The sequence below is a fragment of the Microcoleus sp. Pol10D4 genome (assembly GCF_036701555.1).
GTDB lineage: Bacteria > Cyanobacteriota > Cyanobacteriia > Cyanobacteriales > Microcoleaceae > Microcoleus.
Genome location: NZ_JAUBRA010000014.1, coordinates 1 through 15,198 on the forward strand (window position 1 = coordinate 1; position 15,198 = coordinate 15,198).

General features: G+C 45.8%; 13 protein-coding genes. 3 read left to right on the plus strand and 10 right to left on the minus strand.

What is annotated here, in order from left to right; translation table 11 throughout:
• Positions 1–156: 156 nt before the first annotated feature.
• The 10 genes from QUA36_RS10035 to QUA36_RS10080 all read right to left on the minus strand — a co-directional run bounded on the left by QUA36_RS10035 (position 157) and on the right by QUA36_RS10080 (position 9,891).
• Positions 157–789, minus strand: coding sequence for a hypothetical protein (locus QUA36_RS10035; RefSeq protein ID WP_333457158.1), 633 nt, complete (start codon positions 787–789; stop codon positions 157–159).
• A 238-nt stretch (positions 790–1,027) separates the two neighbouring features.
• Entirely contained in the window at positions 1,028–2,722 is a 1,695-nt protein-coding gene (locus QUA36_RS10040; RefSeq protein WP_333158434.1) for a calcium-binding protein, read from the minus strand.
• Positions 2,723–3,090: 368 nt separating this feature from the next.
• Complete coding sequence (gene crn3, locus QUA36_RS10045) at positions 3,091–3,423, minus strand: CRISPR-associated ring nuclease Crn3/Csx3 (protein ID WP_333369001.1); 333 nt, start codon at positions 3,421–3,423, stop codon at positions 3,091–3,093.
• A 52-nt stretch (positions 3,424–3,475) separates the two neighbouring features.
• Positions 3,476–4,405, minus strand: coding sequence for a DUF192 domain-containing protein (locus QUA36_RS10050; RefSeq protein ID WP_333457160.1), 930 nt, complete (start codon positions 4,403–4,405; stop codon positions 3,476–3,478).
• Positions 4,406–4,424: 19 nt separating this feature from the next.
• Complete coding sequence (locus QUA36_RS10055; RefSeq protein ID WP_333457162.1) at positions 4,425–6,155, minus strand: NAD+ synthase; 1,731 nt, start codon at positions 6,153–6,155, stop codon at positions 4,425–4,427.
• A gap of 87 nt (positions 6,156–6,242) precedes the next feature.
• Complete coding sequence (locus tag QUA36_RS10060; protein WP_333159752.1) at positions 6,243–6,536, minus strand: isochorismate lyase; 294 nt, start codon at positions 6,534–6,536, stop codon at positions 6,243–6,245.
• Between the two features lie 70 nt (positions 6,537–6,606).
• Positions 6,607–7,356 (minus strand): NrtR DNA-binding winged helix domain-containing protein, encoded by a 750-nt coding sequence (locus QUA36_RS10065; RefSeq protein ID WP_333158425.1) that lies wholly within the window; start codon positions 7,354–7,356, stop codon positions 6,607–6,609.
• Positions 7,317–7,916, minus strand: coding sequence for a nicotinate-nucleotide adenylyltransferase (locus QUA36_RS10070; protein WP_333091299.1), 600 nt, complete (start codon positions 7,914–7,916; stop codon positions 7,317–7,319). Before QUA36_RS10070 ends, QUA36_RS10065 begins: the two co-directional genes overlap by 40 nt.
• A 181-nt stretch (positions 7,917–8,097) precedes the next feature.
• Positions 8,098–9,501 carry a nicotinate phosphoribosyltransferase gene (locus QUA36_RS10075; RefSeq protein ID WP_333369012.1) on the minus strand — a complete coding sequence of 468 codons (1,404 nt, stop codon included), beginning with the start codon at positions 9,499–9,501 and terminating at the stop codon, positions 8,098–8,100.
• Positions 9,502–9,609: 108 nt separating this feature from the next.
• Positions 9,610–9,891, minus strand: a complete 282-nt coding sequence (locus QUA36_RS10080) for a hypothetical protein (RefSeq protein WP_333457164.1) — start codon at positions 9,889–9,891, stop codon at positions 9,610–9,612.
• Between the two features lie 108 nt (positions 9,892–9,999).
• On the opposite strand from QUA36_RS10080, the gene QUA36_RS10085 reads away from it, so the two are divergent.
• The 3 genes from QUA36_RS10085 (at position 10,000) to QUA36_RS10095 (ending at position 15,151) form a co-directional block, all read left to right on the plus strand.
• Entirely contained in the window at positions 10,000–10,149 is a 150-nt protein-coding gene (locus QUA36_RS10085) for an isochorismate synthase (protein ID WP_333049849.1), read from the plus strand.
• 835 nt (positions 10,150–10,984) lie between these two features.
• Positions 10,985–12,772, plus strand: a complete 1,788-nt coding sequence (locus tag QUA36_RS10090; RefSeq protein WP_333457166.1) for an NHLP bacteriocin system secretion protein — start codon at positions 10,985–10,987, stop codon at positions 12,770–12,772.
• Between the two features lie 168 nt (positions 12,773–12,940).
• Positions 12,941–15,151, plus strand: coding sequence for an NHLP family bacteriocin export ABC transporter peptidase/permease/ATPase subunit (locus QUA36_RS10095; protein WP_333457168.1), 2,211 nt, complete (start codon positions 12,941–12,943; stop codon positions 15,149–15,151).
• Positions 15,152–15,198 lie beyond the last annotated feature (47 nt).

Below are 15,198 nucleotides of genomic sequence, written 5' to 3' on the forward strand. Positions count from 1 at the left end.
TCGATCGACTGATTGTCGGTATGATCGAATCAATGACGTGGCAATCGCCTGACTCACTCTTTTAAGATACAAGGGGCGGGTTTTACCAACAATATTTGCCCAAAACCGCCAATCTCAAAAACCCGCCCCCACCCTACGGCAAATCTTCATCTTACTTCACTCTGGATGTGATTTGCTGTTAGAAAAATTGAGCGATCGCACTATCAAACCCTGACACAAAAACCAAAAATAAAGTGCAATATTAATCCCGCTCAACAGCTTCGGTATTCCCTCCAGCAAGCTTGAAATTATCTCGTTTTTTAAAGGCAGCGCTTCTGCAAAAAAGGCAACAAATAACAAACCAACGCCACTCAGCAGTAAAGCATAGGGAGTCGAGCGAAGTTGTCTCCGAAAAGCTAATCCGTATGCAACAGCCAGCACCGCGTAAAATATGACAATTGTCACTTTCGGGAAACCCGCACGTCCCAGATGAACATGGGTGCGAAAAACTTCATTGAACAGAAAGCAACCTGCAAACATTGCCGAATATAAAATAAATCGATTTTCTGGGCGCTCAGGTTGAATAATTCTCAGCAATCCAAAAGTAAAAGCGCACACCATTACCGATAAATAAAATAACATTTGAAACGCCAAGAAAAAGAAACCTGCACCCGGATACGTGGCAGAGCAAGGCGGCAAAAATAACCCTTTTACCGACGAAGAACCGAACAAACTCAGACACGCCGTCACTAGCCCAACTAACACTAAAGTTAGACTATTGAACAACAATACAGTTCTGTAATTTGCCATAATTAATAACTAAAAGCTAAGAACAGTATATTGCGCGTCAAACCATTTTTTGCTAGGGCTTGTACACGGGGGTTCAGAAACCGGGTTTTTTACGAAAATACTGCGTTGTGACCTGCAGATTCGGTAAAAAACCAGATTTCTCTGTCTGTCGGAGTGCGTAATTCCCGATCGCGTTCTTTGAGTAAAGGTGAGATATTCGGTGAAAGGACAAAGCAGACAATTGAGAATCGGCAGATATCTAAACAGACACGAAATCTTCAGGGCCAATGAAATTGGGAGCAACGCCTATCAAAGAAGCTAAAACTTCACCGCTGCTGGCTACTCTAATTAATGTGCTGTTAGTTCCAGCCGAAATTGATAGCTGTCCGAAAGTTAAGCCGTTGATTAATTGAATGGTATCTTGAGAGTTGCTGAAATCAGAGATGGTATCAACTCCCAATCCCGCACCTAAAACAAATACATCGTTGCCCGCGCCACCGCCAAGATTATCGTTTCCCAAACCGCCGTTGAGGGTGTCAAAACCTTTTGCCCCAGACAGGTTATCGCTGCCGTCGCCACCATTGATGATATCGTTGCCCCGCAAACCAGTCAGCACGTCATCGCCTGCCAAACCGTTGATGGTGTCGCTGCCGGGAGTGCCAGTGAGCACGTCGTTGTCGGGAGTGCCGTTGATGAGGTTTGGAGGGTTATTGATGCCGCCTGAAGTGCTGCCGATGTCAGAAACAAAGACATCCTGAGCATTGTTCGTGTCTCCCGGCACGAGGTTGGAGGCATCAGATGCAAACACCAGAAACCGCCCGTCGGCTGATATTGAGGGCCCAAATAACGCGTCGTCATTCTGCCCCCGATCGCCTGCTGAATCTACAGAGACGCGGGTGATAGTATTGTTTGACAAGTCCCGCACGAAGAAGTCCTGTTTATTGTTAGTGTCTCCCGGCACGAGGTTGGATGCAGCAGAAGTAAACGCCACAAACCGCCCGTCGGCTGAGATGGAGGGGTTGAAGGAGTTTTCGTCCCCCTGAATGCCTGCTGAGTTTACAGAGACGCGGGTGGTAGTATTAGTTGACAAGTCCCGCACGAAGATCTTAAGTTGGTTAAAAAAATTGTTAGTGTCTCCCGGCACGAGGTTGGATGCCTGAGATTGAAACGCCACAAACCGCCCGTCGGCTGAGATGGACGGACTGAAGGAGTCGCTGTTCCCCGGATTGCCTGCTGAGTCTACAGAGACGCGGGTGGTGGTATTGGTTGACAAGTCCCGCACGAAGATGTCGTTGCGATTGTTCGTCTCTCCCAATCGGTTGGAGGCAAAAGAAATAAACGCCACAAACCGCCCGTCGGCCGAGATGGAGGGGGTGAGGGAGTCGCTGTTCCCCTGATTGCCTGCTGAGTCTACAGAGGCGCGGGTGGTGGTATTGGTTGACAAGTCCCGCACGAAGATGTCGAACTGATTGTTCGTATCTCCCGGCACTAGGTTGGAGGCATAAGATTGAAACGCCACAAACCGCCCGTCGGCAGAGATGGCGGAATTGTTGGACAAGGAGTTCCCCTGATTGCCTGCTGAGTCTACAGAGACGCGGGTGGTGGTATTGCTTAACAAGTCCCGCACGAAGATGTCCGGTTGATTGTTGGTATCCCCCGGCACTAGGTTGGAAAAAGATGCAAACGCCACAAACCGCCCGTCGGCTGAGATTGAGGGATTGAAGGAGTCGTTGTTTCCCTGAATGCCTGCTGAATCTACAGAGACGCGGGTGGTAGTATTGGTTGACAAGTCCCGCACGAAGATGTCGTTTTTATTGTTGGTGTCTCCCGGCACGAGGTTGGATGCCTGAGATTGAAACGCCACAAACCGCCCATCGGCTGAGATGGAGTAAGCGTTGGAGTCGCTGTTCCCCGGATTGCCTGCTGAGTCTACAGAGACGCGAGTAATGGTCATAAGTCCTCACACTAAAATTGCAAATTTGCTAAATTGACGAGTGTTCGATCGCCCCTAGCTTCTGACAAAACAGATTCGCGCGGTTGTAGGGCGATCGACTAATGTTTCTGAATACACTTGTCCAAAAATTATATTATTGTGCTACAGGCATCCTGCCTGTTCAAGACTTGCATTTCTGGATCGGCATTCATAGCTGGATAGTCTGGTACACAATAGTCTGGACTATTCACTTAACACGCTCTAATTTAATCGCGACTCTCCTGGATTTGTGGTGGAAACAGTAGTTAGCCTCTCGCTAACGCAGGTAATATGCCCCCACCACGGGAAGTTTTATTTTTATTTATTATCACCTAAAACTCAGAAGAGTCTTAATCGCTGGGTAAACTCAATTTTAATACCTGTCCAACAGATACCTCGTGCTTGTGCGTCGCTACTACCACCGCACCTTCTAATCGCGGATCGTAACATCCCACCCAAGCTGCAGGATGACATTCGTGTACTAAATACCCATACAGCCAAATTGCTCCTCTACCTTCAATGACAATTCCTTGGCTTAATTGAACGTCTTGAGGAAGTTTCAAACCTTGTAAATCATGTGGTGTGATGATACCGTCTTGAGTTGTAATTCGTAAGCGCAAATGTTGGTAAGCTAAACCGTCTTGAGTTTGATGGGGGATTATTTTTAATTCAATAGGATTCATTGGATTCATTGGATGCAAAAATGTTGAATGCTGCGATAAAATCATATACCTTTTAGGGTAAATTGGGAATCCGATCGCCAACTTTGAGTCCCAATTGGGCCGCCCTTCCGCCTCTGAGTTCAATAACTCCGTCAACGGGAACATCCGGGCCGTAGTTGGGGCAGGTTTCGCTCAAACACGGCGGTACGTTAGGAATTATCGCCTGCACGACGCCTTCCCGCAGAAAAACCATATCGAGCTCAATAAACACGTTTTTCATCCAAAAACGCACGTTTCGCGCGGGTTCGATGGGGAAAAGCATTCCCCTGTCGTCTGGCAATTCTGTGCGAAACATTAAACCTGTCGCTTGTTCTTGGGGAGTTTTCGCCACTTCCAGTCCGATCGCGCGATCGGCTATAATCGTGTTAACCGAAATTGGCAAAAGCTGACCCATATCTAGTCCGCCAAACAGCGACATAAAGTTTGATTCAGTCAGATTAGAGTTTCCCAAAACAACTCCTAAATAATTACCAGAGTTTTTATCTTTCATAATAGTTTGGTTGTCGGAAACAGCAAGCTCTAAATCGCTAAACTTCATGCCATCTTTCAAGACAATTTTATCATTGCCGTTGCCAAAATCTGTAATTATATCGGCTTCAGTAATAGTAGATGCGGTGGCGGTTATTTCAATCACAAATAAATCATCGCCTGCCCCTCCTGTCAAGATATCCCCGCCTTCGCCGCCTATTAGCAAATCGTTACCCCGATCGCCAAAAATCCAATCCGACTCTTGTCCTCCATAGATTGTATCGCTTCCCTGCCCGCCAGCCAGCGTATCAGCGCCTTCATTTCCGGCCAGCAAGTCATTTTCCCGATCGCCAAAAATTCGGTCATTTCCCCCCAAACCTTGAATAGTATCATTACCTGCAAATCCTCTAATCGTATCGTTGCTGAGAGTTCCCAGGAGAAAATCGAAGCCGAAAGTACCGTCGATGTTAACCATTTTGCGTTTAATGATGCGTTTAATAGAATGAAGATTTGGCGATCGGCATCCGCCAACCGGTACCAAAAGCTCGATCGCTAATTTTCAAACCAGGGGCTGCTTGTCGCCGTTTAAACTCGGCTTGCCTGACTAATTTTACTACACGTTTAACCACGGCTTCATCGTGTCCTGCAGCGACAATTTGTTGGGCAGATTCGTGATGTTCGATCAACCGCTGCAAGATGTCATCCAAAACATCGTAATCCGGCAAAGAATCTTGGTCAATTTGTCCAGGTTTCAGTTCAGCACTAGGTGGCTTAGTAATAATATTAACCGGAATAATTTTCTTTCCCAAGTCAGCCTGATTTTTAATCTTCTCACTCCCAGAATTCAGCCACCTACAAAGCGAATAAACGCGAGTTTTCGGTACATCAGAAATCACAGCCAATCCCCCATTCATATCGCCGTATAGAGTGCAGTAACCAACCGCCATTTCCGACTTATTGCCAGTCGAAAGCAGCAAATGTCCGAACTTATTAGAAATTGCCATCAATAGATTGCCTCGAATCCGCGATTGAATATTTTCCTCAGCAATCCCGAAAGTTGTGTTGACAAACAAATCGGCAAGAGTGCGATCGTAAGTTTTCATCAAATCGCCGATCGGCAATAGTTCGATCGCGATGCCCAGATTTCGGGCTAATTCCAAAGCATCATTAACCGAATGATCCGAACTGTAAGGAGAAGGCATCAGCACTCCCAGAACATTTTCTGGCCCGATCGCGCAACTGGCGATCGCCGCCACCAAAGCCGAATCTATCCCGCCACTCAAACCGAGTACAACCTTAGAAAAACCGCACTTATGAACATAATCTCGTACTCCCAAAACCAAAGCAGCCCAAATTTCTGCATCTCCCTCGGCAGGATAAAAACTCAATGGCCTCGCCTTAATTCCTGCTGCGTTTTGCTGATGGCTGCCAACTAAATCTTGTTTAGCTGCGTCATATTCCAGCACCACAAAATCCGTTTCAAAAGAAGCTAATATTTGAATTAAATCACCCTTTCGATTCACAGCAAAACTGCTGCCGTCAAAAATAATATCGTCATTTCCCCCTACCTGATTAGCGTAAATAATCGGTATCCCGCAGCGGATGACGCTGTGCTCCAACATACCCGATCGCACTCCCCGCTTTCCCGCAGAATAAGGTGATGCCGACAAATTCACCACTAAATCTACACCCAATTTTGCCAAATCGGAAACAGGATCGCCCGCGTAACTGCGTTTACCCCAAAACTCCTCATTGTTCCACAAATCTTCACAAATTGTCACGCCGACTTTGACTTCGCCAATAGAAAAGTAATTGCTGTTTTCTCCAGGTTCAAAATATCTATCTTCATCAAATACATCATAAGTAGGCAACAAGCGTTTATGAAAAACTTGTTTGACAACGCCATTTTGCAACAAAACAGCGCTGTTAAACAATGATTTTCCGCCGAGTTTAACAGCCTTAGCATTAGGTAAGGCTGTGCCTACGATGACTGCCAACTCCGGCGGCAAAGCTTGCGCCAGTTGCTGCAACTGTGCACCTGCATCTGCAATGAAACTCGGATTAATTAACAAATCGCGCGGCGGATAACCGATCAGGGAAAGTTCCGGTGTTAGCAATAAGTTTGCGCCCTCAACCTCAGCTTTTTTCGCAGCCTCCAGAATGAGGTTGGAGTTGCCAAAGATATCACCAATAGTAGGATTGAGTTGTGCGATCGCAATTTTCATATCACCAAATCACCTCATAAATATTGCTAACAGTCCGCCCGCGCGGACTCACTTTCCTATAGTTCTAGATTTGAATGTATAGAAACCTTACTCAGATTTGAAATGTTTCAACTCTTCCTCAATATAATAATTTACCAAATCCCGGTAAATATTTTCAACCACATCAGGATTCAAACCTGATTCTAAAGCCCACTCGCGCCGCTGCTGTAACATAGCATGAAAGCGATCGGGCGCTCTAACGCCAGCTTCACTCGTTTTGAACCTTGCTGCCGCGACGACGTATTTAAATCTTTTGCTCAAAGCGTCGATCACTTCTCGATCGATGATATCAATTTCCTCCCGAACTTCGTGAATATTAGCACATTCATCAGGGTCTTTCATAGTCTGCACTCCTTAATAGCTTCTATTCTAATGTTACTAAATTGATCCCCGAATGTCATCCAAGGAACAGCTAGATAAACACCAGTGGCTTATTTTTGAAAGGAGCAAAAGCGACCGCATCAAAGCGGTACAAACTAGCAGGGCGGCCAGCCCCCCGCGAAACCTTAACACCGGTATCGCACAAAAAACCCAATTTTAACAATCGAGATCTAAAATTAGAATAATCAGAAAAATTTTCCCCCAAAATAGTTGTATAAAGCTGATACAAATCGCTCAAAGTAAAAAGTTCCGGCAAAACTTCAAAAGCTACCGGACTGTATTCAAGTTTGTTACGCAGTCGCCGGTATCCGTATTCGAGAATTTGATTGTGATCGAAGGCCAGCTTAGGAACTTGTTGCACGGGATACCAAGCAATGCCGCCGACGCGATGGCCCACACCAGCCACTACACTCCCAGCAATTAACTCAGCTTCCTCAAAGCGAACTAAAGCAAAATAACTCACCGAAAGATAACGATCGCCCCTGGTAATTTCCCGAGGATCGCGCCCCGGTTCTCCGAAAGTATACAATTGCTCCAGATACAAATTTTTTACCCGAATTTTCTCAGACAAAATCCGGTAAGCCGCATTTTCAAGAGACTCTCCGTGCCGCACCAAAGTACCGGGAAGACTCCAAGAATCGATAAACGGTTCGTCTTGCCGCATTACCAACAGTACCAACAAGCGGTTCTGCACGGCATCGACGGAGAAAATCACATTATCTACTCCTACTTTAAAGTCCGCTAATGAGCAACCTTCGCTCTTTTTTGTGCCTCGTGCCATGCGTACAAATGCTCCCTATTTATGTAATCTTCGATGGTCGGAGTCAGGGCTTGGGTGTCTCCTGTTTCCCGATAGAAGGTAGAAGAAACATTGGGACCACTCAAAGATGCGATCGCCACCTCTGCACCCATGCGCCTCAACTGCCACAAATCTATTTGCTCTGATGGATAACCGGGTCGCGGTACTATCAGCAGATCAACTTGTTTTAACAATTCTTCAAATTTGTACCAGCGAGACAGTTGCCCCACTAAATCAGAACCGATTACCAGTGTCAAATCTGCATTCGGCCACAGCAATCTTGCTTGTTCCACGGTTTCCACCGTCCTCGGACTGCTGAGTTCTGGATGCAAACAAAGATTGTGTCTCGGCGAATTAATTTCTTGAATCATTAACAGCAGCATTGCCGATCGGTGTTCTAGAGAAGTTTGGTGCGACTTAAAAGGATTGTCCGATGCCCAAACTGCTACCCAATCAAAATGTTGAGAAAGCCAACTCAGAATTGTTTTGTGTCCTGCTGTGGGTGGATCGGCACTGGTTCCAAAAAGAGCAATCTTCTGCATAGGGAATCGGTAATTGTTGACTGTTGACTGTTGACTGTTGATTGATGACTAATGACTGTTGATTGATGACTAATGACTGTTGACTGTTAACTGTTAACTGTTAACTGTTGACTGTTGACTGTTGACTAATGACTACTGACTAATGATTACTGACTAATGACTAATGACTACTGACTACTGACTACTGACTCTTTTTCGTTTTTTGGGTGAGACTCTGCAAATCTGTAGAAATTTCCACCTGCAGCGAAATCGGGTTGTCAAGTTGGCGAGTTTCGGGGCGAAGACTGGCGACAGAAGCAGCAGTTCGTTTCGCGATATCGTCCAAACTTTCAGGCTTCTGCACTCGTTTGCCGTCCTTGACAACCAATTTCATTAATGGTATATGAGAATCGCAATTATTAATATTTTCTCCCGACAATCCCAAACAATCTCCGAGAATTTGCCCATTTTCAATATGTCTAAAAATTTGCTTTTTTCCGGGATATGTTACCTTGTCGCTGGCCTCTTTCATCACCGGAATCCCGTCAATTTCCACCAACTTATAAACACCGTTGACAGGGGAACCGCTGACCAACTTCGTTCCCAAACCGTAACCGTCAATGCAAGCACCGCTACTTTTTAATTTAGCAATTTCTCGATCGTCCAAATCGCCGCTAGCAAAAATTGGAACCCCAGGCAGGATCGATCGAACTTCCCGAGACAGCACCGCCAAATCGCCCGAATCCAGCCGCACGCCTTCCAACTGCATTTCACCGCTGTTGACTCGATCGGCTAACATCCGCGCCGCCGCCACAGTATCATAAGTATCAATCAGCAGCGGCGCCCCCGGAAAATAGCGGTGAAAAGCTGCAAACGCCTGATTCTCGCTACCTTCGAGGGCAGCCACAGCCATTACCAAAGCATGGGCGATCGTACCGACAGGTTTGCGGCCCAACTTCAAAGCAGCCAAAACATTAGAAGTTCCGTCAAACCCCGCAGCCAGAGCCGCCCTAGCCGCCCAAACAGCAGCTTGAGGCCCAAAAGCCCTGCGCGTCCCGAATTCCAGCAACTTAGCCTCCGGGCCCGCCACATCCCGCAGCCGCGCTGCCCGCGTCGCAATCAAAGTTTGATAATTTATGGCATTCAATAAATAAGTTTCCACTAACTGAGCCTGCCACAGAGGAGCTTCAATTCGCAGCAGAGGCTCGTTGGCAAACACCGCAGTCCCCTCGGACACCGCCCAAACATCGCCAGTAAAACGGGCTGTGGCGAGTAAAGTCCAAAATCGCTCCGGGGCACCTGCAAAAATCCCAGTGGACTGCAAAGCCTCAATTTGCGTCGGCGAAAACCGAAATTTTTCCAAATAATCGATAACTTGCGCCAAACCCATCGCGATCGCGTAGCCAAAACCCTCTGGCAGCCTGCGCGCGAATAATTCAAAACTCGCAGCCCGCCCGTCGAGCCCTTCCCCGACGTAACAAGCGGCCATCGTTAGCTGGTAGAGATCGGTCAAAAGGCTGTAATCTGCTGAAGAAACCGTCAGTTCCCGGTCTTCTAAGATTTCTTCAAAACCTGTGAGCTGCAGGCTTTCTGTCGCAGTTTCCATAAGAAAAACCCCGGACAAACTTCTTTTTCTTAATTATAGTGACAAACACCATATCTTTTTGTAAATATTTGATGAAGATTGCAGATATTTGTCGAAAAAATTCGCTGATTATGCCCTTTGATAGCGGATTTTGGTTGATTTGTACATTAATATTATGGTAAAATTCATATAAATACTTAATTTAACAAACTCAGGAATTAAGCATAAACACTCAAGCGTTCCGGGTTTTTTGCGAAATATTTCGTTGCAGCCTTTGAATAGAGTTAGAAAACTCGGTTTCTGAGCGTCGAAGGGCGATCGCGACTGCTTGAGTTGAGCCAGGAAAAATCTATCAGCAAAAGGTCGATCGTCCAAAAATGTGTAATGTCTCAAACCTTCAGCTTGCTTCATTGTTGCAGACCAATAAGTAATTCAAATAAATATTGCTAAACTCATCCACAGCCCAAAAATCCGAGTAATATTAAAAGTATCAGAACCCAGACAAGAGAGGCAGATTCTATGAATCTTTCTAAATCTTTGGCAAACGCGATGCGTTACGTTTCGGAAGCAGCGGTGCGGATTTTTAGCCCCAGCGATGACAACTATCCAAATAGTGGAGTTCAACCTTTTGAGGGTAAGCTCTCCAAAAGTTCTAAGTCGAGAGAATGAACAGCCTTTCCGGCAGTTTCTAGTGAGTTCGGCACACGCATTCTTTAACAGTCAACAGTTAACTATTAATTGTTGACTGTTGACTGTTGACTGTTGACTGTTGACTGTTGATTTTTGACTGTTGACTGTTGACTGTTGACTGTTGATTTTTGACTGTTAATAGTAATTGTAGGTGGGTTTCCCTTCCTTCTACCCCACCTACAATTACCAATCACCAATTACACTGAACTTCCCCAACTGACAAAAGGCATATTCAGTGTACATTAAGCGTTTGAAATAAAGATTTTTGCCCCCGGTTTACTGCGTATAAATTAGAGAAATACCAAGCAAAACTAGAACCTTTTGTTGCACTAGGGTTGGTTCAGTAATCTTATCAAAAATCAAACTATATAACAATCATTGCAGAAGTCGTAAATGTTCTACCCCACCTCCTTGAACAAATTGCACGACATTTTAAGTTGTTACTTCGATACCTTAGAGTAATTTTAGTCATTGACAAAAGTGTTTTTAGCTTAACTGTGACCAATGTGTAGGCACTGGCTGCGGGCGATACCTAGCCAAAAGTTCGGGTCATTCCCCCGTCTGAAGACTGGCTGTAAGCTGGTCTTTTTGTTAGCTGAAAACTCTACTTTTAGTTAGGGTCTTACCAGGGTTAATTGCCGTAAAGTGATTTTACAGGCAAGCTGCAAACAGGAGTGAGAACATTCAAGTAATTGCACGGAAGCTTTGAACGTTTGTTGGGAAATTGTTTGGGCCTCAATTGACTGGCAAGGAATTTCCCCTTCAAATACACCCCTGCTTAAAGCCGCGATCGCACTCTCGAAAGGAATAGCTGATGCAGGTAAAACAAAACAAACTTTTCACTACTGAAGCGATCGATCGCTTATCTTCACCGGAACGCCTCGACGAAATGATGCAGGTGGTTAGTCCTCGATCGTGGCTGCCACTAACTGCAATTGGCTGTTTAGTTGCTGCTGCGGCTGTTTGGAGTGCGATCGGGCGAATTCCGCTGACTGTTTCCGGTCAAGGCGTGTTGCTTCTGCCCCGCCGCGTCGTGCAATTTCAAGCTGCTAGTTCCGGTCAATTGGTAAAGCTCAATATCAAGCCGGGAGATGTTGTTAAACGGGGTCAGGAAATCGGCAGAATTGATAAACTAGACCTCAAGCAGCAGCTAGAGCAAGAAAAAGCGAAATTAGCGGAACTGCAAGGGCAAAAACAAGATACTAATAAGCTGCAAAAACAGCAGATTGCCCTGGAATTAAAAACCCTAGAACAGCAGCAAAAAGACCTTAAAGAAAGCTTAAATAGGGAGTCAGTTGCACCCATATTGCACCAGCAAAGTATGGCGGCATTAGAGCAAAAACGCCAAAGTTTGGAAGAAAGTTTACGCCGCGAACAAATTGCGCCGGTACTGCGGCAGCAAAGTATGACAGCATTAGCAGAAAAACGCCAAAGTTTGGAAGAAAGTTTGCGGCGGGAACAAGTTGCACCGATATTGCGGCAGCAAACTCTGGCAGCGATCGGCAAAAAACGCGACAGTCTTTTGCAGCGAAAACAGCACATCACTTCTTTGGTGGAAACATTACAGCAGCGGTTTGAAACTCGCCGCGTTCTTTACGAACAAGAGAGGGCGATCAGCGAGGATGTAATGCTGCAAGCGAGACAGGAATTCGCGGACTCTCAGATGCAATTGGCGGATATTGAAACGCAGTTAAAAGAACTCGACGTTCAGAAAACCAATAGCGATCGCGAATTCCTGCAAAATCTCAATAAAATTGACGACATCAAAAACAGCCGGCAGCAACTCAAGGTTGAAGCTACCAATACCGAACGGGAGTACCTGCAAAATCTCAACCGCCTTAACGAAATTAAAAACAATCTCCAAGAACTTAAAGTTCAGAAAAGTAACACCGAACGAGAATACCTGCAAAACCTGAATAAAATTGACGAAATCAAAACTAAGATTAAAGACATGGAAACCCAAGCGGTAAAACTAACTCAACAAGACTTAGAAAAATCGATCGCCCAAACAAATCAAATTCAGGAAGTTAAACGCAAGATTGCCCACTTGCAGAATCAGTTGACAGCAGACAGCAAAATTACCAGCCACTACGACGGCCGCGTTTTAGAAGTTAGCGCCGTTGCAGGTCAAATGCTGAACATCGGTACAAGAATCGGGACAGTTGAATCTAAAAATTCTCGCGAAAAAATGGTCAGTCTTGTTTATTTTGCTGACCGAGACGGCAAGCAAATTAAACCGGGAATGACTGTACAAGTTACCCCTAGCGTCGTCAAGCGAGAACGCTACGGTGGCATTGTCGGCAAAGTAACCCAAGTTTCTCCTTTTCCCGTTACTAATCAAGATATGTCCGCAATTATCGGCAATGAAAATTTGGCTGACAGCATCTCGAAAAACATAGCTGGTGGCGGTGCTCCCGTGCAAATTTTTGTAGAATTGCAGGAAGATCAGAACACTATCAGCGGTTACAAATGGTCTTCCTCGAACGGGCCTCCTCTCAAAATTTCCCCCGGTACTACGGCGCTAGTTCGGGTTCAAATCGGGCAGTTAGCGCCGATTTCTTACGTGATTCCTATTTTTCGGTCTTTGACTGGGGTTTATTAACAGTTGACAGTTGACAGTTGACAGTTGACAGTTGACAGCGCAGTGAAATTCAAAATATGTAGGTTGGGTTGAAGTCACGAAACCCAACTCAAGCGAGTGAAAATCAGGCGTTGGGTGTCGCGAAGCGCTCTACCCAACCTACAGAATCTAATTACCTGTTAATAAGTAATGAAATTACCGTCGATTCACAAGTTTTTTACGCCGCGCAAATTAAGGCGAGTTCGTACTCCCACACTGCTACAAATGGAAGCAGTAGAATGCGGTGCTGCTGCTTTAGGAATTATTTTGAGTTACTGGGAACACCCGGTACCTTTAGCTCAATTGCGGAGCGAGTGCGGCGTTTCTCGCGATGGCAGTAAAGCTTCTAATATCCTCAAAGCAGCCAGAATTTACGGCTTAGATGCTAAAGGGTTTAAAAAAACTGTTGAAGAGTTGAAAACTGTACCGCCGCCTTTTATTATTTTTTGGAACTTCAATCACTTTTTGGTGGTTGAGGGGATGAAGAAAAAGCGCGTTTATCTCAACGACCCCGCATCGGGGCCGAGGACTGTTTCACTTGAAGAATTTAAGTCTGCTTATACTGGCGTTGTTTTGACTTTTGAGCCTGGGCCGGAGTTTAAAAAGGGCGGAAAAAAACCGAGTATTGCCAGTGCTTTAGATTCCCGATTGCAAAGTTCCCGTTGGGCGATCGCATTTTGTTTAATTGCTGGTTTATTACTGACTGTTCCCCGTTTGGCTGGCGCGGCATTTACCCAAATTTTTGTAGATGAAATTCTCGTCGAAAACCGTCACGAGTGGCTGCGACCTTTAATATTGGGAATGCTGTTTGCGGCGGCCGTCCAAGGGCTGCTAGCGCGGATGCGGCTTTTCTATTTGCGGCGGCTGGCAAACAAGCTTGCGATTTCGATGTCGGGACAGTTTCTCTGGCATACTTTGCGCTTGCCTGTGGGATTTTACGCGCAGCGGTTTGCAGGTGAAATTAGCAGCCGCTGCCAAGTTAATGATAAGGTTGCTGAAATTTTATCTGGGAAACTTGCTGCAACTGCGATCGACGCGGTGATGATGGTTTTCTATGCGATAATTATGGTTATGTACGACTGGGTATTGACCAGCGTTGCCGCTGTTTTTGCAGCATTAAACTTTTTGGCACTGCAATCTTTATCCCGCAGCCGCGTCGATGCTAACACCAGATTAGCTCAGGAAACAGGTAAGGTGGGCGGTGCTGCAATCGCAGGCATTCAATCTATTGAAACTGTCAAAGCTAGCGGTTTAGAATTCGATTTATTTTCTAAGTTTGCCGGGTACTATGCCAAAATGAGCAACGCCCAGCAAGAATTGGCTTTGCCCACTCAAATATTGTCAATATTGCCAGCATTTTTAACGGCATTAGCTGCAACTGCTATCTTGGTTGTCGGGGGCTTGCGGGTGATGAACGGCGGTTTGAGTATCGGGATGTTAATTGCCTATCAAAGTCTCACTCAGCAATTCCTCCGACCTGTTAACAACCTGGTCAATTTTGGCGGCACTTTGCAAGAATTAGAAGCCGATTTAAGCCGACTTGATGACGTTTTACAAAACCCGATCGATCCTGAAGCATATCGCGATTCTTTTAATAATGAAAACGGCCGCGGCGCGATCGCACCAGATGCTTTTCACCTGCAAGGAAGCATTGAATTGCGGAGTGTCAGTTTTGGCTACAGCCGCTTGGAAGCGCCGTTAATTGACAACTTGAACTTAACCGTAAAACCGGGTCAGCGGGTAGCGCTAGTGGGGGGCAGCGGTTCGGGCAAATCTACTATTGCCAAACTTGTTACCGGACTTTACGAACCAATGAATGGCGAAATTTTATTTGACGGGGTTCCTCGCAATTTGATTCCGCGTTCTATCCTAGCAAATTCGCTGGCAATGGTCGAACAAGAGATATTTCTATTTGCCGGCACTGTTCGGGAAAATCTCACGCTTTGGGACCCGACAGTACTGGAAGCAGATTTAGTGCAAGCGTGCATTGATGCGGCAATTCACGAACTTATTTTGAATATGCCGGGAGGATACGATGCTCAACTCAATGAAGGGGGTACAAATATGAGTGGCGGACAGCGGCAACGTTTGGAAATTGCCAGGGCGTTAGTAAGAAATCCGGCGGTATTGGTGCTGGATGAAGCAACGAGTGCTCTGGATGCTGAAACCGAGTTAATTATTGATCGCAATTTGAGGCGTCGCGGTACTTCTTGTATTGTGGTTGCTCACCGCTTGAGTACGATTCGAGATTGCGATGAAATTATTATGCTCGCAGGGGGGAAAGTAGTTCAGAGAGGCACTCATGAGGAGTTGCAAAAGCTGGGAGGAGCTTATGCTCTTTTGGTTGGGAATGAACAATAAACAGCAGAAATACAGTAACCAACCAGACATTCCGCCAGGGAATGAAT

Excerpts from the sequence above, each read along its gene's own strand:
- QUA36_RS10035 (WP_333457158.1), bottom strand. The coding sequence starts at position 789 with ATGGCAAATTACAGAACTGTATTGTTGTTCAATAGTCTAACTTTAGTG.
- QUA36_RS10040 (WP_333158434.1), bottom strand. The coding sequence starts at position 2,722 with ATGACCATTACTCGCGTCTCTGTAGACTCAGCAGGCAATCCGGGGAAC.
- crn3 (WP_333369001.1), bottom strand. The coding sequence starts at position 3,423 with ATGAATCCTATTGAATTAAAAATAATCCCCCATCAAACTCAAGACGGT.
- QUA36_RS10050 (WP_333457160.1), bottom strand. The coding sequence starts at position 4,405 with ATGGTTAACATCGACGGTACTTTCGGCTTCGATTTTCTCCTGGGAACT.
- QUA36_RS10055 (WP_333457162.1), bottom strand. The coding sequence starts at position 6,155 with ATGAAAATTGCGATCGCACAACTCAATCCTACTATTGGTGATATCTTT.
- QUA36_RS10060 (WP_333159752.1), bottom strand. The coding sequence starts at position 6,536 with ATGAAAGACCCTGATGAATGTGCTAATATTCACGAAGTTCGGGAGGAA.
- QUA36_RS10065 (WP_333158425.1), bottom strand. The coding sequence starts at position 7,356 with ATGGCACGAGGCACAAAAAAGAGCGAAGGTTGCTCATTAGCGGACTTT.
- QUA36_RS10070 (WP_333091299.1), bottom strand. The coding sequence starts at position 7,916 with ATGCAGAAGATTGCTCTTTTTGGAACCAGTGCCGATCCACCCACAGCA.
- QUA36_RS10075 (WP_333369012.1), bottom strand. The coding sequence starts at position 9,501 with ATGGAAACTGCGACAGAAAGCCTGCAGCTCACAGGTTTTGAAGAAATC.
- QUA36_RS10080 (WP_333457164.1), bottom strand. The coding sequence starts at position 9,891 with ATGAAGCAAGCTGAAGGTTTGAGACATTACACATTTTTGGACGATCGA.
- QUA36_RS10085 (WP_333049849.1), top strand. The coding sequence starts at position 10,000 with ATGAATCTTTCTAAATCTTTGGCAAACGCGATGCGTTACGTTTCGGAA.
- QUA36_RS10090 (WP_333457166.1), top strand. The coding sequence starts at position 10,985 with ATGCAGGTAAAACAAAACAAACTTTTCACTACTGAAGCGATCGATCGC.
- QUA36_RS10095 (WP_333457168.1), top strand. The coding sequence starts at position 12,941 with ATGAAATTACCGTCGATTCACAAGTTTTTTACGCCGCGCAAATTAAGG.